This is a genomic window from Streptomyces sp. RerS4 (assembly GCF_023515955.1).
Taxonomy (GTDB): domain Bacteria; phylum Actinomycetota; class Actinomycetes; order Streptomycetales; family Streptomycetaceae; genus Streptomyces.
Genome location: NZ_CP097322.1, coordinates 319,713 through 341,596 on the forward strand (window position 1 = coordinate 319,713; position 21,884 = coordinate 341,596).

Below are 21,884 nucleotides of genomic sequence, written 5' to 3' on the forward strand. Positions count from 1 at the left end.
TCATCCGATCATCGTGCCCCATGGCCGCCCTGCCCGTACCGGCCGGGGCACGGACCGCGGGCTACGGTCGGGGAGCGTCGGCGTCGGCCCGCGTGGCGGCTCGGTTGCGGAGGAGCTTCTTGTCCGGCTTGCCCGCGTCGGTCAGGGGTAGCGCGTCGACGAAGTCGATGCTCGCGGGCTCGTACATGGCGCCCTTCCTGGCCCTCACGACGGCACGCAGTTCCTCCTCGCCGACGTCGCCGCCCGGCGTACGGACCACCACCGCGTGGACGCGCTCCATGAGGTTGGCGTCCGGAACCCCGAGCACCGCGCTCTGCTGGACCTGCGGGTGGGAGTTCAGCACGTCTTCGAGTTCCGCCGTGTACACATGACCCCCGACCACCACGATCATGTCCTTCAGCCGGTCCACGATGGTGATGTAGCCGTCCGGGTCGACGAAGCCGATGTCGCCGGTGTGCAGCCAGCCGTCGCGCAGCACCTCGGCGGTGAGGTCGGGCTGCTTCCAGTAGCCCTTCATCACGTGCGGGGAGCGTACGCAGATCTCGCCGTGTTCGCCCGTGGGCAGGTGCCGTCCGTCGGCGGCGAGGACGGCGACCTCGACGCCGTCCATGGCCTTCCCGGCGGTGCGCAGCAGCTCCGGGCGTCGCGGATCGTGGTCCCGCGGGGAGAGCACGCTGATCCCGCCCGCTTCGTTCTGTCCGTAGAACTGGTTCAGTACGGGTCCGAAGCGCCGGACCGCCGCCGCGAGGCGGGCCGGGGAGGAGGCGCAGCCGCCGTAGGTGAGCATGCGCAGGCTGGAGGTGTCGGTGCGGTCGACGTCGGGGTGGTCCATCAGTTGGTAGAGGAGCGGCGGCAGCAGGAACATGTGGGTGACGCGCTCGCGCTCGACGGCGGCGAGGACGGCGCCGGCGTCGAACTCGTCCAGGAGGACGACGGTGCCGCCCCGGTGCAGGGCGGCGTCCGCCATCAGACCCGCCGCATGCGCGAGGGTGGTGCACACCAGGGCGGTGACCTGCCCTTCGTCGGACCAGTCCGGTCCGATCGACACCCCCTGTTCGAAGGTCGTGCAGATGGCCTTGGGATGGCCGGTGGTGCCACCGGTGTGACGGATGGTGCAGATGTCCTGCGGCTGCGCCGACCCCCGCAGCACGTCGGTGGACTCCTCGGCGGCGAGCCGCACCAGGTCCACCTCCGGGTCCGTGGCAGTGTCCGGGTCCGCGTCGGTGACCGGGCCGAGGAGCAGGACGCGCACCGGGGGTACCCGCCGGGCCAGGTCGGCGGCGCGCTCGCGGTGGGCGGGGTCGGCCAGCAGGACCTGGGTCTCGACGTCCCGGAGGATGTCGGCGTGCACATCGGCCGAGAGGCCGGCGTAGAGGTGGTTCACGGCGCAGCCGAGCAGCCCGGCGGCGTAGCGTGCCGCGATCGTCTCGGGAAGGTTGCCGGCGAGGAGGGTCACCGTCTGACCGCGCCTCACCCCCTGGGAGCGCAGCGCGCGGGCCATGGCGTGGACGAGGCCGCGTAGTTCGCCCGCGCTCACGCGCCGGTCCCGGTGTACGAGGGCCTCACGGTCGGGTTCCTTTTCCAGGGCGTCGAGGATCTCCTCGATGTGGCTGCGGAAGTGTGCGGTGGCGTCCATACCGATCCCCATTGGTTGACTTGGGCAACGACCCGGAGGTTAACCGTCGATGATCCACAAGCCCAAGTCGGGCGCCGACATCCAGCCAATGCCCGCCCGCACCCGCGCCCGCCCCGACGGCCCGTCGCTCCCTCCGTGAAGGGGCCGGACGGGTGGACCGGCCGCGGCGGCGTTCGCGTGCGCCGGCTGCCGTCGACGCCCGTGGAGTCTCATGGACTGCGGCCGCCCGGAAATCGGCGGGAAGAAGACGAGGACCGGCATGAACGAAGACGGACGTATCGACGTCCATCAGCACGTGATCCCGCCCGACCGCGGCCGCGCGATCGCCGACCGCGCCGCTGCCCTGGGCTGGCCGGTGCCCGCCTGGGACCGGCAGAGCGCGATCGCGATGATGGACCGCCGTTCGATCGGAACCGGGATGCTCTCGTACGCCGCTCCGCTCGGGGCTCCCGACGACCTCGACGGAGCCCGTGCCGCGGCCCGGGACGTGAACGAGTTCACCGCGGAGCTGGTAAAGGACCGGCCCGACCGGTTCGGCAACTTCGCCGTCCTCCCCCTGCCGGACGTGGACGGAGCGCTCGCCGAGGCCGCCCACGCCTTGGACGAGCTGGATGCCGACGGCGTGATGGTCTTGTCCAACGCCCACGGGCGCTACCTCGGAGACGCGGAGTTCGAGCCGCTCTGGGCCGAGCTGGACGCGCGCGCGGCGGTGGTCCTCGTCCACCCGACCGCGCCGTCCGGGGCGATGGTCCCGGGGCTGCCCAGCCCGCTGGTGGACTTCCCGTACGACACCGCCCGCACCGCCCTGCACCTGGCTGTCGCCGGTGTGCCCGGCAGGTATCCCGGGCTGAAGATGATCCTCCCCCACGCGGGTGGCTTCCTGCCGTACGCCGCCCACCGCTTCGCGGCCGCCGCTCGGCTGCGTCCCGGCACCACTCCCGAGGCCCTCTTGGCCGAGCTGCGGCGCTTCTACTTCGACACCGCGTTCTGCGCCGGCCCCGCCTCGCTGCCCTCACTCCTCGCCTTCGCCGAGCCCGGACACGTCCTGTACGGCAGCGACTTCCCCATGGTGCCCGAGGAGTGGTGCAGCGGTTACGACGACGGGCTGGACGGCTACCCGCACTGGGAAGACGGGCAGCTCCATGCGATCCACCGAGGCAACGCCGAGTCCCTCTTCCCCCGTCTCTCCCGAGCCTGACCACTCTTCGGCCGTGGTCCGCCGCGCCCGGCTCCACGCCGCCACTCCCACGCCGCCGCGAGCCTGTCCCGCGCGGTGGAGTCACTGCGCACCACCCCCTGACCGCGGTTACGTGTGAGGGGACGGCACCGGATGTCCGCTGCCGTCCCCCCACGCTGTAAGGCCGGTGCTACCAGCGGGTGGTTTCCCCGATGAAGTCGGGGATGTCGACAGCGGTGCCCCGTCGGCGGGCCTCGGCCAGGACGTGGTGTCCCACCGCCAGGTCGAGGATGCCGAGGCCGAAGGGCGAGAAGACGGTCGGCTTGGCCGGGTCCAGGGTGACCCGGCCCTGGAGCAGCGCGCCCAGCGTGCCGTCGATGAACGAGCGGCTGCCGGTGAGCTGTTCCGCCAGGTGGGGCGAGGTCTGCGCCTTGAGGCAGTGGTCGACGTCGTCCACCACGTTGTTCGTCTTCAGGAGCAGCTCGGGTTCCAGGTCGCGCAGCGAGACGTTGAGGACGACCTGTCCGGGGCGCAGCGGGGTGTCGCCGCTGACGTACGGCGTGGCCGCGGTCGTCGCGAAGACGACGAGGTCGCGGGTGAGGGCCTCGGGCAGGCTGCCGCCGGTGGCCGGCACGCCCAGGCGCTCGGTGGCGTGCGCGGTGAGGTGTCCCGCGCTGGTGGCGTCGAGGTCGTGGACGAGGACGTCCGCGATCCGTACGCCGTGGGCGTCCAGGTAGTCGAGGATGGTACGGGCGATCACCCCCGCGCCGATGAAGGAGACCCGCACCGGTCCGTCCGGCGGCAGCAGTTGGGCAGCGGCGACCGCCGCGGAGGCGGCCGTACGGGCCGCGCTGATACTGGCCGCCTCCAGGCAGGCGAGCGGGTAGCCGGTCGCGTAGTCGTTGAGCAGGAGGGTGGCCGAGGCCCGGGGCAGCCCCTGTCGGACGTTGTCGGGGAAGCTGGCGATCCACTTGATGCCGATGGTGTCGACGTCGCCGCCCAGGTAGGAGGGCAGGGCGATGACCCGGGCGTTGGGCTTCTCGGGGAAACGCAGGAAGTAGCTGTCGGGGTTCACCGACTGGCCCTTCTCATGGGCCACATAGGTCTCGGCGACGATGCGCAGGACGTCCTTGTGTGCTTCGCCGAGGATCGCGGACACCGCGGCGCCCGGAACGACGCTGAAGTGGGGCATGGGTTCTGTGTTCCTGTTCCTTGATTCGTCTTGGGGGCGGAAACGGGCGGGGCGACCGGTCACCGCGCCGACAGGGTGGTGTCCAGCGAGGCCAGCTCGGCGTACTCGGTGTACCGGTCGGCGACCCAGGGGTCGGAGTAGACGGTGTCCAGGTACTTGTCGCCCATGTCGGGGGAGATCGCGGCGATCCGCGCTCCCGACGGCAGCGCCGGTCCGAGCTGCCGCACGGCGGCCAGGACCGTCCCGGTCGAGCCGCCCGGCAGCAGCCCGTAGCGGGCGGCGACGAGCCGGCACATCGTGATGGCGTCGGCCTCCTCGATCAGCACCTTGTCGAAGGCGCCGGTGTCGCGGTAGATCTCCGGCCGCCGGCTGCTGCCCAGTCCCGGGATGAAGCGCGGCGCCGCCCGTCCGAAGGTGACCGACCCGACGGAGTCCACCGCGATGATCCGGGTGTGCGGGCTGTGGCGTGCGAAGTACTCGACGCATCCCATCAGCGTCCCGGTCGTACCCGCCCCGATGAACAGGGCGTCGATGTGACCGAGACCTTCGTGGAGCGCCCTGGCGGTCCAGTCGCGGTGGGCGCTCGCGTTCGCCGGGTTGGCGTACTGGTTGAGCCAGACCAGGTCCGCCTGCTCGGTGAGCCGCCGGCGGATGTGCTCGATCCTGGTCTGCAGGTAGCCGCCGTTGGCGTCCCGCTGGGTGACCTCGACCACCTCGGCGCCCAGGCTCTCCATCATCCGGATCGACTGCCGTGTCGCGTGGGGGTCGCTCACCACGGTCAGCGGGTACCCCTTGGCGGCGCACACGACGGCGAGGGCGACGCCGAGGTTGCCGGACGAGGACTCGATGACACGGGACCCCGGCCTCAGCGCACCGCTCTTCTCGGCGTCCTCGACCAGCGCCAAGGCCGTCTTGAGCTTGACGGAACCCGCCGGGTTCAGCCCCTCCAACTTGAGGAAGACCCGGGCGTCGTCGACGAAGCCGGGTAAGTGCAGGAACACGTCGTCCAGGACGATGTCTGCCGCACGCTCGTAGATCATGACCGACGTCCTCCCTGGCCCGTGCCCGCGGCGGCCGCGGCGAGGTGCTTCTCGACGACGGCCGCGATCCGGGACAGCGGCTCCGGGTCCGCCATGTCCAGATGGGCGCAGTCGACGTCGTGGTTCTCGATCCGGTTCACGTACGGACGCCAGCGCTCCGCGAGCGTGGCCGCCCCGGGCTCCGAGCCCGCGGTGAAGAACAGCAGATCACCGTCGAAGGGGGCGGCGGGCGGTTCCGATCCGATGCCGGCCGCGTTGCGGTACACCTCGAAGAGGGCCCGGAGCGTGGTCTCGTCCAGGCCGGAGAGGGCGGAGCCGCTCTCGGCGACCACCGAGGCCAACGGCGAGCCGCTGTCGGCGAGCACGGCGCGCAGCCGGTCGAAGGTCGGCGGCCCCTCCGTCCCCAGAACGGTCTGGTCGAGCCCGAGTTCGTAGAGGATGTACGAGACGAACTCCTCCTCGCCGGCCCGCGCCCCTTCGGCGGCCTCCGGGTGCGCGTCCATGACCGCCAGCAGGGCGACCTCCTGGCCCTGCCGGCGCAGTCGCACCGCGACCTCGTGGGCGATGCGGCCGCCCCACGACCAGCCGAGCAGATGGTAGGGGCCTTCCGGCTGCACCGAGCGGATCTGCTCGACGTAGTCCGCGGCCATCTCGGCCGTGCTGCGCGGCGCCAGGTCGGGGCGGGTGATCCCGCGGGCCTGGATGCCGTAGAGCGGCCGGTCGGCGTCGATCATCTGGACGAGCCGCGCGTAGGGCCAGGCCAGTCCGCCCGCCGGGTGGACGCAGAAGAGCGGCGGGCGGCTGCCCGTCGAGCGCAGGGGCAGCAGTACGCCGAGCCCCGCCTCCAGGTCCTCCACCCCCAGCTTGGGACCGAGGGCCGCGACGGTCGGCGCCTCGAAGAGCGCGCGGACCGGCAGTTCCACGTCCAGCACCGCGCGGATGCGCGACGCCAGCCGGATCGCCAGCAGGGAGTTGCCGCCGAGGTCGAAGAAGCTGTCGTCGATGCGGACCCGCTCGATGCCGAGGACCTCGGCGAACAGGCCGCACAGGGTCGTCTCCCGCTCGGTGCGGGGCTCCCTGCCGGCGCTGTCTCCCCCCAGGTCCGGGGCGGGCAGGGCCTTGCGGTCCAGCTTCCCGTTCGGGGTCAGGGGCAGGCTGTCCAGTACGACGACGGCGCTCGGCACCATGTGGTCCGGCAGCGACCGCGCGACATGGCGGCGCAGCGATACCGCGAGTTCCCCGGTACGGCGGGCCCGCGTCGGATCGTTGACGGCCGCCTGCCAGGGCCGGCCGGTGGCGGGCGGGAGGTACACGTCGGCCAGGGGCAGTGTCGGAACGTCCGCGCGGCCGACCGCCTCCGGGGCCTCCCGCTCCCCGGCGACCTCTCGCGTCGGCGGGTACGTACCGGTCGGCAGCACGACGGCGTCGAACGCGTCGATGGCGCCCGGTGACCAGGTGGTGTGCACCGTACGTCCGCCTTCGCGGCCCCAGGCGTGCAGCGCCTCGGGGTCCACCGCGTGGCCGGGAACGTGTGCCGACAGCGCCCGCACGTCGGCGAGCGGCGCTCCCTTGGCCAGGGCCTCGGCCGCGGCGACCTCACCGGTGAGGCGGGCGTTGGGGATCCCGGTGAGGCGTACGGGGCCGTCCTGTTCCCGGAGGCGCGCGTCGAGGGCGCCGAGGTCGGTGAGGCCCTCGGCGGCGCCCCAGGCGAGTTCCGGCAGGGCGGCGTAGGACTGCGCCGTCACGGGTGCCTTGTGGAGCACCACCTCGTAACGGTGGCGGGTCAGCTCGTTGTGCGGGGCGCCCTGCTTGAGCCGGATGTCGACCGCGCCGATCGTCCCGCCGCTCTCGGCGGCCAGCGTGGTGAAGAAGTCGGGCTCGACGACCAGTTCGCGCTCCAGGAGCGTGGCGCGCTCGACCGCCGTGGCCAGGGCCCCGGTTTCCCGCGGACCGTTCTCGGCGCGGCCCGCCTGGATCGCCGTGTGGAAGGCGCGCAGGGTCCGGGCCCGGCGCACGTCACCGATGAAGATCCGGCCGCCGGGCACCAGCAGGCCCATGGCCTGCTCGATGACCCGCCGCAGGTAGGCGCCGTTGGGGAAGTACTGCGCCACGGAGTTGATCACCACGGTGTCGTAGTGTCCGGCGGGCAGTCCGTCCGTGACGTGCGCGGGTTGGCTGCGCAGCCGAACCTTGTCGGTGAGGCCCTCCCGGCGGATGTGGGCCTCCAGCAGCAAGATCGCCGTGGGGGAAAGGTCGATGCCCGCGTACTCGTCGACGAAGTCCACCACCTTCGCCAGCAGGAGGCCCGAGCCGACGCCGATCTCCAGCACGCGGGACGGCCCGGTCTCAAGGATCCGGCGGACCACCTCGGCGCGCCACTGGCGCATCTCCTCCAGGGGGATGGGATCGCCGGTGTAGCTGGAGTCCCAGCCGCCGAAGTCCTCGCCGAAGGGGATGTCGCGTGATTCCTCGACGTCGATCGACTCGTGGACCTCAAGCCATTCGGCGAGTTGACGGCCGGTCATGGAGGCTTCGTCGGAGCTCTGTCGCCCGACATCGGCACGCGCGGCGCCATCGCCGGCAGTGCCGTCCGCGCCTTCGGCGGCCGGCACGACGTAGGCGACGACCTGGAGGCCGCCCAGCCGGTCCTCGCGGGTGACCACCGCGCCGCGGGCCACGGCCGGGTGCCGCTGCACGACGGACTCGATCTCGCCGAGCTCGACGCGGAAGCCCCGGATCTTCACCTGGTCGTCGGCCCGGCCGATGTACTCCAACTTCCCGTCGTCCAGCCGCCGCACGAGGTCGCCCGTGCGGTACATCCGCTCTCCGGGAGCCCCGAACGGGCAGGGCAGGAACCGCTCCGCGGTGAGGCCGGGACGGCCCAGGTAGCCCCGGGCGAGCCCGTCACCGGCGAGGAACAGCTCGCCCACGACGCCGCTGGGGGTCGGGGTAAGGGACGCGTCCAGGACGTACGCACGCGTGTTCCACACCGGGTCCCCGATGATCCGCGGCGCCTCCCCCTCCCGGCGGTCCGCCAGGCGGTGGTACACGGCGTCGACCGTGTACTCGGTCGGACCGTAGAAGTCGTACGCGGCCAGGCCCTCCGCGCCGGCCAGCTCGGCCCGCAGCGGTTCCCGCATCGCCTCGCCGCCGACCACCAGTACCGCGGGGCGGGCCGGGCCGGTCAGCAGCCCGGCCTCGACCAGTTGCTCGGCGAACGACGGCGTCACGTCGACCACGTCGATACGGGCCCTCGTCACGTAGTCCAGGAACAGGACGGGGTCGTACCGGCTCTCGTCGTCGAGCACGTGCAGTTCGTGCCCGTCCAGCATCCACAGCAGCCCGGCCACCGAGGCGTCGAAGGAGATCGACGCGGCGAGCGCCACCCGGAACCTCTCCCTGCCCGCCCGCGCCGTCTGCGGCCGGTAGAGCTCGGCCCGGTGGTCGTGGAAGAGGTTCACCGCGCTCCGGTGCTGGACCCCCACTCCCTTCGGCACTCCCGTGGACCCCGAGGTGTAGATGACCCACGCCAGGTTCTCCGGGTCCAGCGGCGCGGTCCGCTCCTCGTCGCGCAGGTTCTCGTCCGACAGTGCGGCAAGGGCGGACGCCGAGGCGTCGTCGTCCAGCAGCAGCAAGGGCACGCCCTCGGGCAGTGCCCCGGCGGTCGCGCCGGTCGCGAGGACCAGCACGGGGTCCGCGTCGGTCACCAGGTGCGCGATCCGGGCGGCCGGGTAGTCGGGGTCGATCGGTACGTACGCCGCGCCGGACTTCAGTACCGCCAGCACCGCGACCACCAGGTCCGTCGACCGGGGCAGGGCGAGCCCCACCAGTCGCTCGGGGCCGGCCCCGCGCTCGACGAGCAGGCGGGCGAGTCGGTTGGCCCGCCCGTCCAGCTCCGCGAAGGTCAGTTCCGTACCCGAGGCGACGGTGGCGACGGCGTCGGGGGTCAGCGCCGCCCGGGCCTCGAACAGCTCCACCAGGGTGGTGCGCGGGACGGGGCGGGTCGTGTCGTTGAACCGTTCCAGTACGCGTTCGCGCTCTTCGCGACCCAGCACGTCGACGGCGGACAACGACTGCCCGGGGTCGTCGGCGACCGCCTCGACGACGCGCACCAGCCAGCCGAGCAGGCGCTCTGCGGTGTCCCGGTCGACGACGTCTTCCTGGTGGTCGAGCCGCAGGGTGAGGGAGGCGCCGGGGAAGACCGTCAGCCCGAGCGGATAGTGCGTGGCGTCGATGCTGTAGGCGTCGGCGACACGGACCCGACCCGCGTCGTCCCGGTCGCCGCCGCGGTCACCGCCCTGGTCGCCGCCCTGCCCGTCGGCGTGCTCGGTCTCCGGTTCGGTGGGGTAGTTCTGGAAGACCATCAGCGTGTCGAACAGCGTGCCGGCGCCGGCCTCCTGCTGGATGTCGGTCAGGCCCAGGTTCTGGTGCGGGAGCAGCCGCCCCTGATCGCTCTGGAGCGCCCCGAGCAGTTCGACCAGCGGTGCGTGCGGCCGTACCCGCAGCCGGGCCGGCAGGGTGTTGATCAGGAGTCCGATCATCCGCTCGACACCCGGGATTTCGGCCGGCCGTCCCGACACCGTCACACCGAACACGATGTCCTCGCGTCCGGTGAGCCGGGCGAGGGCCATGGCCCAGGCGCCCTGGACGGCGGTGTTCAGGGTGAGGCCGTGCGCGCGGAGGCGCCGGGTCAGCCGCTCCGTCACCTCGACGCCGAGAGCGCGCTCGACCGTCGCGGGCATGCTCGGCAGGCGGCCGGCGCGCGGCGGCACCACGAGCGTGCCCTCGTCGAGCCCGGCGAGCGCCTCCTTCCAGGCGCCGCGCGCGGCGTCCCGGTCGTGTCCGGCGAGCCACGTCAGGTAGTTCTTGTACGGGACCGCGGGCGGGAGCCCGGACGCGTCCCCGTCCTGCCGGTACAGCGTCATCAGTTCGCTGATCAGCAGCGGTATGGACCAGCCGTCGAGCAGGATGTGGTGATGGGTCATCACCAGGCGCCCGCCGCGCTCCGCGTGCCGGATCAGCATGAAGCGCAGCAGCGGCGGACGGGCCAGGTCGAACCGGTCCACCTGGTCCTCGGCCATCAGCCGGGCGATCCGCGCGTCGCGCTCGGCCTCGGGCAGGTCGTGGAAATCGAAGTCCCGCAGCAGGACGTCCACCCGCGCGGGGATCAGCTGCACCGGGGCGCCCTTGCGGGTCCGCGTCCGGAAGCATGCCCGCAGGTTGGCGTGGCGCTCGAAGAGCGCGGCGATCGCCGTGCGCATCCTCGCGGCGTCCACCTCGCCCTCCAGCTCGATCACCATCTGCGGCATGTAGACGTCGACCGACTGCTTGTCGTAGAGGGAGTGGAAGAGCATGCCCTCCTGCAGCGGTGCGAGCGGGAGGATGTCGGTCAGGGCGGCTTTGTCAGCGGAGGTGTCAGTAGTCATTGGCCCACTCACTCGCAAGATCGTCGATTTCGTCCTGGCTCAGGGAGAGAAGCGTCAGATCGGACGGCGTGGGGCCGCCCGAGCCCGGCTTCCCGGTGTGTGCGACGAGGCCACCGAGCGCGGCGCACCACAGGTCGGCCAGCTCGCGGACGGCCGCTTCGCCGATCCGGCCGGCCGCCCACGCCCAGGTGGCCGTGATCCGGGGCTGGGCGAGGGGCCCGGTCGCGATCGCCGTGACCTCCAGGGCGTGCGTCGTGGCGCCGCCGGTTCCGTACGGGGCCACGCGGGCCGCGGCGCCTTCCCACGGCTCGTCCGCGAACGGACCGCGCTGGACGAAGGCGATGTGCGGCGGCGGTGTGGGGCCGGCTCCGTGGCCGGGGACGGCGCGGATCTGCTCCTTGACGCGTTTGAGGGCTTCGCCGACCGCCGGTCCGCCCGTGCGCACCTCCTCCCAGGAGGGGAGTCCCGCGTCCACCACGAGCGGCGCGGCGTCCGCCAAGGCGCCGACGGTGTGGGAGAGGTCGACGCCGGGGGCGAAGGGCCGGCGGCCGTCGTCCTCGACGTCCAGCAGCAGGGCGCCGGCCGCCTGCGCGTCGTGGCGTGCGCGCCACTGGCCGACGGCCAGCGCGAGGCCGGTCAGCAGCACGTCCCGGGGATCGGCGTTGAATGCCTCGGGCACGGTGGAGAGCAGCGGCCCCGCCAGGTCGGACGGCACGGCCACGGTCAGCTCGCCGGCCGCGCCGGCCGCGCCGTCCTCGCCCGCCGCGGTGGCCGGGAACGGCGGTCGGTGCACGGCCGGGGTCCGGGCGCGTTCGCCGGTCTCGGCCGGCGTGGCGGCGTCGGTCCCGTCCGCCGTCCGGTGCAGGGCCCATCGGCGGTACGAGGTGGTGACGGGAGGGAGGGAGATCGGCTCGCCGTGGGCGAGTGCGGCGTGGGCCGCACCCAGGTCCCGTAGCAGGATCCGCCAGGACTCCGGGTCCGCGACCAGCCGGCGGACCATCAGGAGCAGCGGGCCCGCCGCGCCGTCGGCGTGGCCTTGGACGGCGAGGAGCCACGGCCCGTCGTCGCCGTCGTCGCCGCCGGCTTGGCCGCCGGCGTCGGCGGCTTTCGCCGCTTCGGCCGCCGCCTCCAGGAGGGCGGTCTGCGACCGGGCGGCGTCCAGGCCCGAGAGGTCGACCTCGCGCAGGAGTTCGGCGGCGTCGACGGAGCCCGGCGGCCGTACCCACAGGCTCCCGTCCGGCAGTTGTCGCGACCGCAGGGCGTCGTGGTGGTCGAGCACCGCCTGCAGGGCCTGTGCGAGGTACCGGCTTCGGGGTTCCGCCGGGGCGGGCACGACGGTGTACTGCCATTCCCGCTTCCGCGTTCCGAGTCGGAGCAGGGGAGTTGTGGGCGGCACGGGGCCGAGGTTCTCCCCCGGTGCCTCGGCGGCGGAGGCGGACCGGGCGACGGGTTCCAGCAAGGGAGCGAGCGCTTCGACCCGTTGATGGGCGAAGATGTCCGCCGGCTCCAACACCCAGCCGGCCCGGTGGGCGCCGGCCGCCAGCCGGATCGCCATGACGCTGTCACCGCCGAGGTCGAAGAACCCGTCGTCGACGCCGACCCGTTCGAGCCCGAGCACGTCCGCGAAGAGGCCGCACAGCAGTTCTTCGGCCGGGGTCCGCGGAGCCGTCCCCCCTGTCGGCGCGGACGGTTCGGGAGCCGGCAGGGCCTTGCGGTCCAGCTTGCCGTTGGCGTTGAGCGGGAGGGATTCCAGGAGGACGACCGCGGCCGGTACGTAGTAGTCGGGCAGATCGGCGGCCACGTGGCGGCGCAGCTCGGCCGGGTCGGCGCAGGCGCCCGCGCGCGGGACGACGTAGGCGACGAGCCGCTTGTTGCCCGGTGTGTCCTCCCGCGCGATCACCACGCTCGACGCGACCGCCGGATGGCGGCCGAGCGCCGTCTCGACCTCGCCGGGCTCGACCCGGAATCCCCGGATCTTGACCTGCTCGTCGACGCGGCCCAGGAAGTCGAGGTTGCCGTCCGTCCGCCATCGCGCGAGGTCACCGGTCCGGTACATCCGCTCGCCCGGCTCGCCGTACGGGCAGGGCACGAACTGTCCGGCCGTCAGCCCTGGGCGACCCAGGTAGCCGCGCGCGAGCCCCGGTCCCGCGATGAACAGTTCCCCGACGGCGCCGACCGGGACCTCCCGCAGATCCTCGTCCAGGACGTACACACGGGTGTTCAGGATCGGGGCGCCGATCGGGGGCGCCGTCGTGACGCCGGCCGTGACCTCGACCGCCACCGAGTCCACGGTCGTCTCGGTGGGGCCGTAGGCGTTGAACATCCGGCGGCCGGGCGCCCATCGGGCGACGAGATCGGCGGTGAGGACGTCGCCTGCGGTGGCGATCGACTTCAGGGTGGGGTGCTCGGCCGGCGGCAGCGCGCCGAGCACCTGCGGAGGGATCGTCACGTGGGTGGCCGACGTCCGCCGGATCAACTCACCCAGCTGGTGCCCGGACAGGCAGTCGTGCGGGCGGATGACGAGGGCCGCCCCGGACGAGAGCGCCATGACCAGGTCGCCGACGGAGCAGTCGAAGTTGAAGGAGGCGAACTGGAGCACGCCGTCGCCGGCGGTGATCCCGAAGCGCTCGACGTGGTCGGCGGCCAGGCTGCCGAGCCCTCGGTGGGTCATCAGCACGCCCTTGGGCTTGCCGGTCGACCCGGACGTGAAGATCACGTACGCGGGGTGGTCCGGGAGCAGCGGTCCGGGCCGCTCGGCGTCGTCCGGGTCGTACGCCTCTTGGCGCGCGAGCAGTTCGACGAGGTCCGGGGCGTCCAGGTCCAGGGTGGCCGTCCCCTCGGGCGGCACCACGCCGGGCAGTGTCGTCGCGGGGTCGCCGGCCGTCAGGACGAGCAGCGGCCGCGAGGCGTCCAGGACGTCGTTGATCCGGGCCGCCGGATGCTCCGGATCGACGGGGATCCAGGCCGCGCCGGCCTTCACGACGGCGAGGATCGCGACGACCGTCCTCGCCGAGCGTGGCAGGGCCAGGGCCACCAGCCGCTCGGGCCCGGCTCCTCGGGACAGCAGGAGCCGCGCGAGGCGGTTGGCGGCCTCGTTGAGTTCGCTGTAGGTGAGGGAGGTCGTGTCGTACACGACCGCGGTGTGGTCCGGTGTGCGCAGCGCCTGCGCCTCGAACAGTGCCGGCAGGGTGGTGACGAGCCCGGGACGGGCGGTTTCGTTCCATTCCGCCGGGACACGGGTGTGCCCGGCGTCCAAATGCGTGGCCATGTACGTTTCCCCCGTACTCAACCGGCGACACCTCGACGTTTTCGGTGTTCGCCGGGCAAAGGAATGGTGAAGACCCGAATGTGATGACGGAGAATTCCGGGCACGACGAAGGAGGAGCCGCTGCCGGGTGAATTCCCGGCGGCTCTCCGCCCTATGCGTTGTGTCCGCTGACCCGTCGTATCGGTGTGTCGAAGGGAGGGTGGTCAGCGTCGACCCGCGCACCACTCCAGAACGGCCATCGCCGCGTACATTTTGTTCTCGGCCTGATCGAAGGCCAGACTGCGCGGACCGTCGAGGACCTCGGCGGTCACGTCCTCGCCTCGGTGCGCGGGCAGGTCGTGCAGGAAGACCGCCTGCGGGCTGTGGTCCCACAGTGCGGCGGTGACCTGGAACGGGGCGAAGACACGACGCCAGTCGGGATCGGGCTTGCTCGTGCCGGTCGTCTGCCATCTGGTGGTGTAGAAGACGTCGAAGCCCTCGGGCGGGGTGTCCATGGAGTGCGATTCCTCGACCCGCGCTCCGGAGGCCGCCGCGTTGGCCTCGGCGCGTGCGCGGATCGCGGGATCCAGACCGTAGCCGGGTGGCGTGCGCAGTTCGAGGTGGACGCCCTTGAAGCGGCTGAGCGTCAGCGCGAGGGCGGCGGCCGTGTTGTTGCCCTCGCCCAGGTAGCAGATGCGCAGGCCCTCGATGCGGCCGAAGTGGCTCAGCAGGGTGGCCAGGTCGGCGACGGCCTGGGTGGGATGTTCGTCGGCGGTCATGGCGTTGACCACGGACATCCGGGGCTGGGCTGCCAGGGCGCGGAGGTCGGCGGGGTCCCCGGCGGAGCGGACCACCAGGACGTCGAGCATGCGGGAGAGGACTTCGGCGGTGTCCTCCAGCGTCTCGCCGGTGTTCGTCTGGAGGTCGTCGGGACCGAAGGAGATGATCTTCGCACCGAGTCGCAGCGCGGCGGCGGAGAAGGACGTCCTGGTGCGGGTGGAGGTCTTCAGGAAGTGGATGCCGGCCACCAGACCGGCCAGTTGCTCACCCGAGCGCACCCGTCCGTCCGCGAACTCCGCGGCTCTCGTGACGAGGGCGGTCAGTTCGCGGTCGTCGAGGTCGTTGGTGGAGATGAGGTGTCGTACCGCGGATAAGGGCGCCTCGGCGTTGCCGCCGTCCCCGTCGTTCAGCATGCGCTCTCCTCCATGCGGCGGCGCAGGCCGGCCGGTCGCATGTCCGTCCACACCGCGTCGACCCACGCCGCGCACTCGTCGCGTGTGCCCTCGAACGGCTCGGACCGCCACCCCGGCGGAACGTCCAGCTCGGTGGGCCACATCGAGTACTGCTCTTCGGCATTCATGACGACGCGGTAGCGCCGTTCGTCGTTCATGTTTCTCTCCGGGAACTGGGATCACCAATTTGTAGAGGACAAACAGAGACTCTCACGAGGCTGTCTCGAACGGTACCTTCGGCGAACGGAATTGGCACTTTCATAAGAGTTCGGTCATCACCGGTCGCTGACAGAGGGTGTTGAAGATCGTGGACAGGAGGGGTGTTACGGACAGGAAACCCGGACGCAACGTGAACGCGATGTGGCGCAGATCACGAAGCCGCGTGGAGCGGGGATTCACCCGTGGTGCGGTCACGTGGTGGCGCTGCCGCCGGGTGTGGTGACGCGCGCCGGGGCGGATTCCGCCGCCCGCAGGCGCGCGCCCCAGCGGACCACCGGACGCAACGCGGCGGCGGCGGCGACGAACAGGCCGCCCAGCAGGATCCAGCCCGGCGCACCCCAGTAGACGATCAGTCCCGTCAGGGCCAACGGTCCGATCATCTCGGCCACGGTCGTGCCGTTGCCGAAGAACGCCTGGTACTGGCCGTGTTTGCCCTCCGGGGCCAGGCCGAAGCTGAGTTCCCAGCTCCCCGCCGCCTGCATCATCTCGCCCACGGCCTGGACGGCCACGGCGATCAGCAGCAGGCCACCCGCCACCCACACGGACTCGCTCGACCCGGTGAAGGCGAAGACGACGCAGCCCACCGCGAGGAGGACGCTGCCGAGGAAGACGTAACGGCTCGCGCTCTCCAGCCCCGTCACCCCCTTCGAGATCCTCACCTGGAAGAGCACCACGGCCACGGTGTTGAGCATGAACATCAAGGAGAGCAGCCAGGTGGGCGCCACGGTGTGCTTGCTGATCCACAGCGGCAGGGCGATGTCCACGAGCGGAATGTGCAGCAGCAACATCGTGTTGAGCACGCTCAACACGATGTACGGCCGGTCCTTGAACACCGACGACGCGCCGGCCGAACCCGACGCGGCGTCCGGCGCGGCCTGCGGGGCCTGCGGGGCCTGCGCGGCCTGCGGGGCCACGGCGGGCAGCCGGCCCAGTACGAGCGCCGCCACGAGGAAGGCCAGCGCGTTCACGACGAAGACGGCGTAGTACGCCTCGCGCCGGTCGAAGAGCAGCGCGATGCCGCCGAGCCCGGCGCCCACCGCGAGCCCCGCGTTGTAGCCGGCCTGCACATGGGCGCGGACCCGCGTCACCTGGTCCTTCGGTGTCAGCCCCGCCAGCAGCGCCTGCTGGGCGGCCGAGCCGCCGCGCTGACACACCGCGTAGACGCAGGCGCTGACGAGGAACGCGGTGAAGGAGGACACGAACAGGTAGGAGGAGACGGCCAGTCCCGCGCCGACGAACAGGACGACGGCGGTGCCGCGCGGCCCCTTGCGGTCCGCGACGTGGCCGAGCGGAACGCTCGCCACCAGCGCCAGCGACCAGGCGACGGTGAGGCCGAGGCCCATCTGCACGGGCGACAGGCCCGCGATCCGGGTGAAGAACAGCGCCGCGCAGATGTAGTACGCCCCGTCACCGGTGCGGCAGACCAGTTGGGCGAGGGCCAGCCTGCGGGGCGGTCCGGGTGGGGGTATGAGAGTTTTGATCACGTCACTCCTCAGCGGCCCGAATGGCCACCAGACGATAGCTGTGCACTACATCGGCCAACAGCGGCATCTCGGCCCTCACCTTGGCGCGAACTCACCTTGCGATGGCCGGTTGAGATATGAACTAGCTTGATCCGGAAAGAAGTTGCTCCTGCGATGATCCATGTTTGTGCTCATCCAGGATGCCCGCCAACGAGAGGGACTGCCGTGACGGAGCATGTGCTGGTGTTCGGCGTCGGCTACGACATACCGGCCCGCATGCGCGCGTTCGGGGTGGGGGCCGGGCGGAAGGTCACGACCTCCGTCATGTGCCTACCCGAACACCTTGAGAAGATGGACGACACCGCGGACCACACCCGCGTTCTCGTCCTGCGCCCCGACGCCTCCGAGGAGGAGTGGCTCGCGCTCGCCCGCGCCGTCCACGCCGTCGATCCGGTCACCCGCATCGGCTCGTTCTACGACGACTGCCGGCCGCAGGCCGCCGCCGTGGCACAGGCCCTCGGACTCGACACGCACCGCCCCGAGACCGTCGAGATCGTCATGGACAAGTACGCCATGCGCCGACGACTCGCCGAGACCGGCGTCGAGGCCACGTCCTCCGCCGTCGTCGAGAACGCCGCGGACCTGATCGCGTTCGCCGACCGGCACGGCTACCCCTGCGTCGTCAAGCCGCTCACCGGCGCGGCCAGCAGGGGCGTGTCGATCCTCCACGAGCCGGCGCAGGCCGAGGCCGCCCTGGAGCGGGCCGGCACGGCGGGCGCGGGCACCCGGGCCACCGTCGAGGAGTTCCTCGTCGGGCCCCAGTTCAGCGTGGAGGCCTTCTCCGAGCAGGGCGCGCACGTCGTGGTCACCATCACCCGCAAGTACTCCGACCCGGTCAGCCTGGTCGAACTGGGACACGTGATGCCCGCCCCGCTGGACGCGGAGCAGACGGCGGCGATCGAGCGGCACGTGGTCGCGAGCCTGGAGGCGCTGGGCGTCGAGTTCGGGCCCACCCACACCGAGGTCATCCTCACCGAGCGCGGACCGCGCATCATCGAGACGCATCTGCGCACCGGCGGCGACGAGCTGTGGAACATGGTGACGGACGCGACGGGCGTCGACCTCATCGAATCGCAGCTGCGCCAGGTCCTCGGCGAGAAGGTGCTCCCGGAGATCCGGGCGACCCTGGGCGACCCGGACCGGGCGCGGCGGACGGAAGCCATCTGGTTCGCCGGCGCCCCTGCCGAGGGCACCCTCGTCGAGGTGTCCGGCGCCGACGCCGACGCCGTGCGCCCTGAGCACGTCAAGCTGCACATCCTCGCCGCTCCGGGCGCCGAGCTGGCGGGCCTGCAGAACAGCTTCTCCCGGCTCGCGTGGGCGCGGGCGCACGCCGACACCGCCGAAGAGGCCCTCGCGGCGGCCAGGGAGGCGATCGACGCCCTGTCCTTCGTCACACGCGTCGCCGCCGCTCGGACCGAACTCATCTGATCCGCGCGCGTATCCACCGGGGGAAGAACCCCGTTGCGGCGGCGGCGCGGGCGGTGGTACTCCAGCCCCATGGAAGATCTCGTCACCCAGCGGCTCGTGCTTCACCCGCTCAGCGTCCGGGAAGCGGAATCCCTGGCGCGGGGCGAGCCGCGGGAGCACGGTCGATGGGCCCGTGACTATCCCACCGCCGCCGATATCGCGGGGGCCCGGCGCCACCTCGACACCTGCGCCCTGCGGGGCGACCCGCAGCCGTTCGGCCCCTACGAGATCCGCCGGCGGGAGGACGGCGAGGCCATCGGCGGCCTCGGCTTCCACGGGCCGCCCGACGAGAACGGCACGGTCACCATCGGATACGGCCTCGCCCCCTCCGCCCAGGGTCGCGGTTACGCGACGGAGGCCCTGCGCGCCCTGCTGGACTTCGCCCGCACACACGGGGTCAGGCAGGTCGTCGGCGACACGGACCGGGCCAACGTCGCCTCGCAGCGCGTGATGGCGGCGGTCGGCATGGAAGCGGTCGGGGAGGACGAACAGCTCAAGTACTACGCCCTCCACTGGCCGCCGCAGGGGGGTGAGGTGGTGACGTGACTGGCGATCGTGCATCTGCCCACGTAGCGTCCACCGTTCCCACGACCCGGCGCGGGGGGTGAGCGGCCCTCGGCGGGAACGACGCCCTGTCGGGCGGACCGCCGCCGGTGGCGTCACGCCGTCAGGGCCGCCTCCACCTGCGCCAGTTCCTTCGCCGGATCGGCCATCCGGGACAGGACGTCCAGGTCGTCCCGGCTGTAGCGGGAGCGCACGTCGTCCTCCCAGCGTGAGGCGGCGGTCCGCAGGGGCTCGACCGCTTCCGTGAGGCGGCCCAGCCGGTGCAGGACGAGTCCGTAGTACCCGGCGGCCTCCGTCCTGTACGCGGCGGCGGCGCCTCGCTCCCAGGCCACGCGGAGAAACGGTTCCGCCTCGGCGTACGCGCCACGCTGGGCCTTCAGTTTGCCCGCGAGCATGGCGTGCAGCGGGGACCCGTCACCGGCCGCGCGCACGTACCAGCGCTCGGCCTCCTGGTAGTCGCGGTGGTACTCGGAGAGCCACCCCATCTCGTTGCACGCGTCGTGGTGGCCCGCCTCGGCGGCCGTCCGGTGCCACCGGTCGCGCAGGGTCGGCCTGCGCAGCGCGCCGTACAGTTCCGCGAGGTCGTACGCCGCCTGCGGGTCTCCGGCCAGAGCGGCGGGTTCGATCCAGCGGACCAGGTGGCGATCGCCCGCGCCGGCCCAGTCGCCGAGGATCTTGCCGTACGCGTACGAGGCGTGCACGTCGCCCGCCTCGGCCCGCTCCCGCAGCTGCGGCAGCCGACGCAGGTCCTTGCCGGGGGCGACTCCGCCGGCCGCTCGGATCGCGGCGATCCGGGCGAGCTGCTCGACCACGTCCTCGTCGTCCTCGCCGACCTCCCGGAACCAGCGTTCGGCCTCCTCGTACCGCCGCTGCCGCTTGCACAGGAGCCCGAGGTTCCACTGGGCGGGCTGATGCCCGTGGGCGGCCGCGAGGCCGTACCAGTGCTCGGCGTCGTCGAGGTCGCCGCGCTGCTCGTGCAGGACGCCGAGTACGTACGCGGCGCCTTCGTAGCCCTCGTCGTGGGCCTGGCGCAGCAGGGCGCGGGCCTCGGGCCAGGACGCCTCGCCTCCGGTCTCCTCCAGGAACACGGCGTGGTCCACGCGGGCGGAGGCACTGAGCGCGGAAGCCCTGCGGTAGTAGCCGGCGGCTTCGGTCGTCAGGCCCGGGTAGGTGCGGAAGTGCTTTTCCAGGTCGAAGAGCGGGCGCAGCGCCTCGGCGGCGGCGTCCCCGTCCCCGTCCGCCTCGGCGGCGTCGAGCCCTGCCGCGACGCGGTCGAAGTCCTCGCGGATCGACTCGAAGAGCTGCGCCCAGCGGAAGACCGCGATGTCGCCCAGCTCGATGTCGCTCATCAGGAACTTCGCCGCCTCGTCGACTCGGCCCTCGGCCGCGAGCAGCTTGCCGAGCTCGATCTTGCAGTCGAGGTGGCGTCCCTGCTCCCAGCCCCGGCGGAACCAGTCGGCGGCCTCCGGATCACCGTCCTCGTGGAGGAGTACGCCGAGTCCGTACGCGCACGCGGCGTCCCGTTCGGCGACGGCCCGGTAGAGCGTGGCCGCCGCCTGCCGATCACCCCGGATCTTCCGGTACCGGGCGAGGGTGTAATGCGAGAAGGCGTCGCCGGCCGCCACGGCCTGCTCCCAGTACGGGATGCCTTCGTCCACGTGCTTGCCCAGCACGAAGAAGTCGGTGTGCCGGCGGGCGGTCCTGGTTTCGCCGGCGCGGGCGGCGGCGACGAGTGCCTCTCCGTGGGCCTGTATGTCCTGCGTCATGATCACATCGTGCCAGGCGGCACCAAGAACCGGCCATCCGACGGTTCTTGCCGTACGAGCCCGCGCTCAGGAGGGCGCGCTCGGCGGTAGCAGGCGGCGTAGGGCCGCCGCCTCCGACAGGATCTCCTGGGCGCGGTCGACGCGACCCATGTCATGGAGCACGAGGCCGATCCGGCCCAGTGACGACGCGAGCGGAGCCCGGTAGGTGTCGGGATCGGTCCGGGCGAGCCCGCGGTGGATCTGACCGGCCTCCTCGATGGGGATCAGGGCGGACGCGTAGCGTTTCAGGGCGTACAGCACCGAGCCTTGTGCGTTCAATGCCTGTGCGAGCGTGGGCAGGTGGCCGGCGTCGTCTCGGGTCAGCCGTCGGTACAGCTCGACGGCCTCGCCGATCCGGTCGACGGCCTCCTCGGGCCGACCTTCGGAGAAATGGCGTTGCGCCAGGTTGAACAGGGCGACGGCGAGGGTGGGTTGGTGGGCGGCCGGGTTCTGCTCCACCAGCCGACGGTGAACGCTGACGGCCGTCTCCAGAACCAGTACGGCGTCGACGGGGCCGGGCGCCCGGTGCGGCGCCGGCCCCGCGGTCGCCGGTGGGGCCGCGGGTCGGGGCGGGCGGGGCGGCTGGGGCGGGTGGGTCGGGTGCTGCCGGAGGGCCTGCCGTCGGATCGCGGTGGCCTCCTCGGCGGCGGGCCTTGCCTCCTGCGACCGGCCGAGGTCCCCGAGTACGCCTGCCAGGTCCTCCAGAGCCTCGGCGAGCGGGAGTTGCCGTCCCGCCGGGTCGTGCCGCGCGGCCGTGCGCCGTACGTCCACGGCCCGCCGTAGGTCGGTCTCCGCCTCCGAGAGTCGCCCCAGGCACCACATGAGGCGCCCGCGGCCGGCCAGGTTCCGGGCCAGGGCCGGGAGGTGGGCCGCCGGATCGTGGTGCGCCAGTGCCCAGCCGACGGTGACCGCCTCCGTCGCGGCCTCGACCGCCTGGTCCCGGCGATCCGACGCGGACAGGCGCAGGCTGAGCAGACGCAGTGCGTCGGCGAGCCCGGCCAGATGGGTGAAGGAGTTGCCCATTTCGCGCCGGTGGATGGCGACGGCTTCCTCCGTGGCGCTCAGGGCGTCCGCCGGACGGCCCCGGGCCGCGAGCTCGCCGCCGAGCCGGGCCAGTACGTCCGCCAGGTCGAGCAGGTGAGCGGACGGGGTGTGCTCCACCAGCGGGCGCAGCACCGTGACCGCCTGTTCGAGGGCGTTCGCCGCCTCATCGTGTTGGTCCAGGTGGGACAGCGTGCCCACCACGAGCTCCCTGCCAGACATCGGTGGCCATGGCTGCCACCAGAGCCCCCGCGCCACTGGCCGCCAACGTCGTCATCGCCTCCGGCAGCATCGCTGTCCCCCCTCGTGAAATGC

Annotated in this window: 13 protein-coding genes; 3 read left to right on the forward strand and 10 right to left on the reverse strand. The window is 72.4% G+C overall.

Features of this window, described 5'->3' with window-relative positions; genetic code table 11:
• Nucleotides 1-61: 61 nt before the first annotated feature.
• Nucleotides 62-1,636: an AMP-binding protein gene (locus M4D82_RS01650; protein WP_249764276.1), complete on the reverse strand. Its 1,575-nt coding sequence runs from the start codon at nucleotides 1,634-1,636 to the stop codon at nucleotides 62-64.
• 259 nt (nucleotides 1,637-1,895) lie between these two features.
• On the opposite strand from M4D82_RS01650, the gene M4D82_RS01655 reads away from it, so the two are divergent.
• A complete protein-coding gene (locus M4D82_RS01655; RefSeq protein WP_249764277.1) occupies nucleotides 1,896-2,834 on the forward strand; it encodes an amidohydrolase family protein in 939 nt (312 codons plus the stop codon).
• 169 nt (nucleotides 2,835-3,003) lie between these two features.
• Here M4D82_RS01655 and sbnB read toward each other — a convergent pair whose 3' ends face one another.
• From sbnB to M4D82_RS01690, 7 genes are all read right to left on the reverse strand, one after another.
• Complete coding sequence (sbnB, locus tag M4D82_RS01660) at nucleotides 3,004-4,005, reverse strand: 2,3-diaminopropionate biosynthesis protein SbnB (protein WP_249764278.1); 1,002 nt, start codon at nucleotides 4,003-4,005, stop codon at nucleotides 3,004-3,006.
• A 59-nt stretch (nucleotides 4,006-4,064) separates the two neighbouring features.
• A complete protein-coding gene (gene sbnA / locus M4D82_RS01665) occupies nucleotides 4,065-5,045 on the reverse strand; it encodes a 2,3-diaminopropionate biosynthesis protein SbnA (protein ID WP_249764279.1) in 981 nt (326 codons plus the stop codon).
• A complete protein-coding gene (locus M4D82_RS01670) occupies nucleotides 5,042-10,471 on the reverse strand; it encodes a non-ribosomal peptide synthetase (RefSeq protein WP_249764280.1) in 5,430 nt (1,809 codons plus the stop codon). The genes sbnA and M4D82_RS01670 overlap by 4 nt, the downstream gene beginning before the upstream one ends.
• A complete protein-coding gene (locus M4D82_RS01675; protein WP_249764281.1) occupies nucleotides 10,461-13,739 on the reverse strand; it encodes an amino acid adenylation domain-containing protein in 3,279 nt (1,092 codons plus the stop codon). The genes M4D82_RS01670 and M4D82_RS01675 overlap by 11 nt, the downstream gene beginning before the upstream one ends.
• 203 nt (nucleotides 13,740-13,942) lie before the next feature.
• A complete protein-coding gene (locus tag M4D82_RS01680; protein ID WP_249764282.1) occupies nucleotides 13,943-14,911 on the reverse strand; it encodes an ornithine carbamoyltransferase in 969 nt (322 codons plus the stop codon).
• The gene (locus M4D82_RS01685) at nucleotides 14,905-15,108 is read right to left on the reverse strand and encodes an MbtH family protein (RefSeq protein WP_249764283.1); all 204 of its coding nucleotides are present in this window, start codon (nucleotides 15,106-15,108) and stop codon (nucleotides 14,905-14,907) included. The genes M4D82_RS01680 and M4D82_RS01685 overlap by 7 nt, the downstream gene beginning before the upstream one ends.
• 252 nt (nucleotides 15,109-15,360) lie before the next feature.
• Nucleotides 15,361-16,653, reverse strand: a complete 1,293-nt coding sequence (locus tag M4D82_RS01690; protein ID WP_249764284.1) for an MFS transporter — start codon at nucleotides 16,651-16,653, stop codon at nucleotides 15,361-15,363.
• A gap of 204 nt (nucleotides 16,654-16,857) precedes the next feature.
• Between M4D82_RS01690 and M4D82_RS01695 the strand changes: the two genes are divergently transcribed.
• On the forward strand, nucleotides 16,858-18,120 hold the full coding sequence (locus tag M4D82_RS01695; protein WP_249764285.1) for an ATP-grasp domain-containing protein: 1,263 nt from the start codon (nucleotides 16,858-16,860) through the stop codon (nucleotides 18,118-18,120).
• Between the two features lie 69 nt (nucleotides 18,121-18,189).
• Complete coding sequence (locus M4D82_RS01700; protein ID WP_249764286.1) at nucleotides 18,190-18,705, forward strand: GNAT family N-acetyltransferase; 516 nt, start codon at nucleotides 18,190-18,192, stop codon at nucleotides 18,703-18,705.
• A 113-nt stretch (nucleotides 18,706-18,818) separates the two neighbouring features.
• On the opposite strand, the gene M4D82_RS01705 is transcribed toward M4D82_RS01700, so the two are convergent.
• A complete protein-coding gene (locus M4D82_RS01705) occupies nucleotides 18,819-20,489 on the reverse strand; it encodes an SEL1-like repeat protein (RefSeq protein ID WP_249764287.1) in 1,671 nt (556 codons plus the stop codon).
• A gap of 66 nt (nucleotides 20,490-20,555) precedes the next feature.
• Nucleotides 20,556-21,770: a tetratricopeptide repeat protein gene (locus M4D82_RS01710; protein WP_249764288.1), complete on the reverse strand. Its 1,215-nt coding sequence runs from the start codon at nucleotides 21,768-21,770 to the stop codon at nucleotides 20,556-20,558.
• Between the last annotated feature and the right edge of the window lie 114 nt (nucleotides 21,771-21,884).

Excerpts from the sequence above, each read along its gene's own strand:
- M4D82_RS01650 (WP_249764276.1), bottom strand. The coding sequence starts at position 1,636 with ATGGACGCCACCGCACACTTCCGCAGCCACATCGAGGAGATCCTCGAC.
- M4D82_RS01655 (WP_249764277.1), top strand. The coding sequence starts at position 1,896 with ATGAACGAAGACGGACGTATCGACGTCCATCAGCACGTGATCCCGCCC.
- sbnB (WP_249764278.1), bottom strand. The coding sequence starts at position 4,005 with ATGCCCCACTTCAGCGTCGTTCCGGGCGCCGCGGTGTCCGCGATCCTC.
- sbnA (WP_249764279.1), bottom strand. The coding sequence starts at position 5,045 with ATGATCTACGAGCGTGCGGCAGACATCGTCCTGGACGACGTGTTCCTG.
- M4D82_RS01670 (WP_249764280.1), bottom strand. The coding sequence starts at position 10,471 with ATGACTACTGACACCTCCGCTGACAAAGCCGCCCTGACCGACATCCTC.
- M4D82_RS01675 (WP_249764281.1), bottom strand. The coding sequence starts at position 13,739 with ATGGCCACGCATTTGGACGCCGGGCACACCCGTGTCCCGGCGGAATGG.
- M4D82_RS01680 (WP_249764282.1), bottom strand. The coding sequence starts at position 14,911 with ATGCTGAACGACGGGGACGGCGGCAACGCCGAGGCGCCCTTATCCGCG.
- M4D82_RS01685 (WP_249764283.1), bottom strand. The coding sequence starts at position 15,108 with ATGAACGACGAACGGCGCTACCGCGTCGTCATGAATGCCGAAGAGCAG.
- M4D82_RS01700 (WP_249764286.1), top strand. The coding sequence starts at position 18,190 with ATGGAAGATCTCGTCACCCAGCGGCTCGTGCTTCACCCGCTCAGCGTC.
- M4D82_RS01705 (WP_249764287.1), bottom strand. The coding sequence starts at position 20,489 with ATGACGCAGGACATACAGGCCCACGGAGAGGCACTCGTCGCCGCCGCC.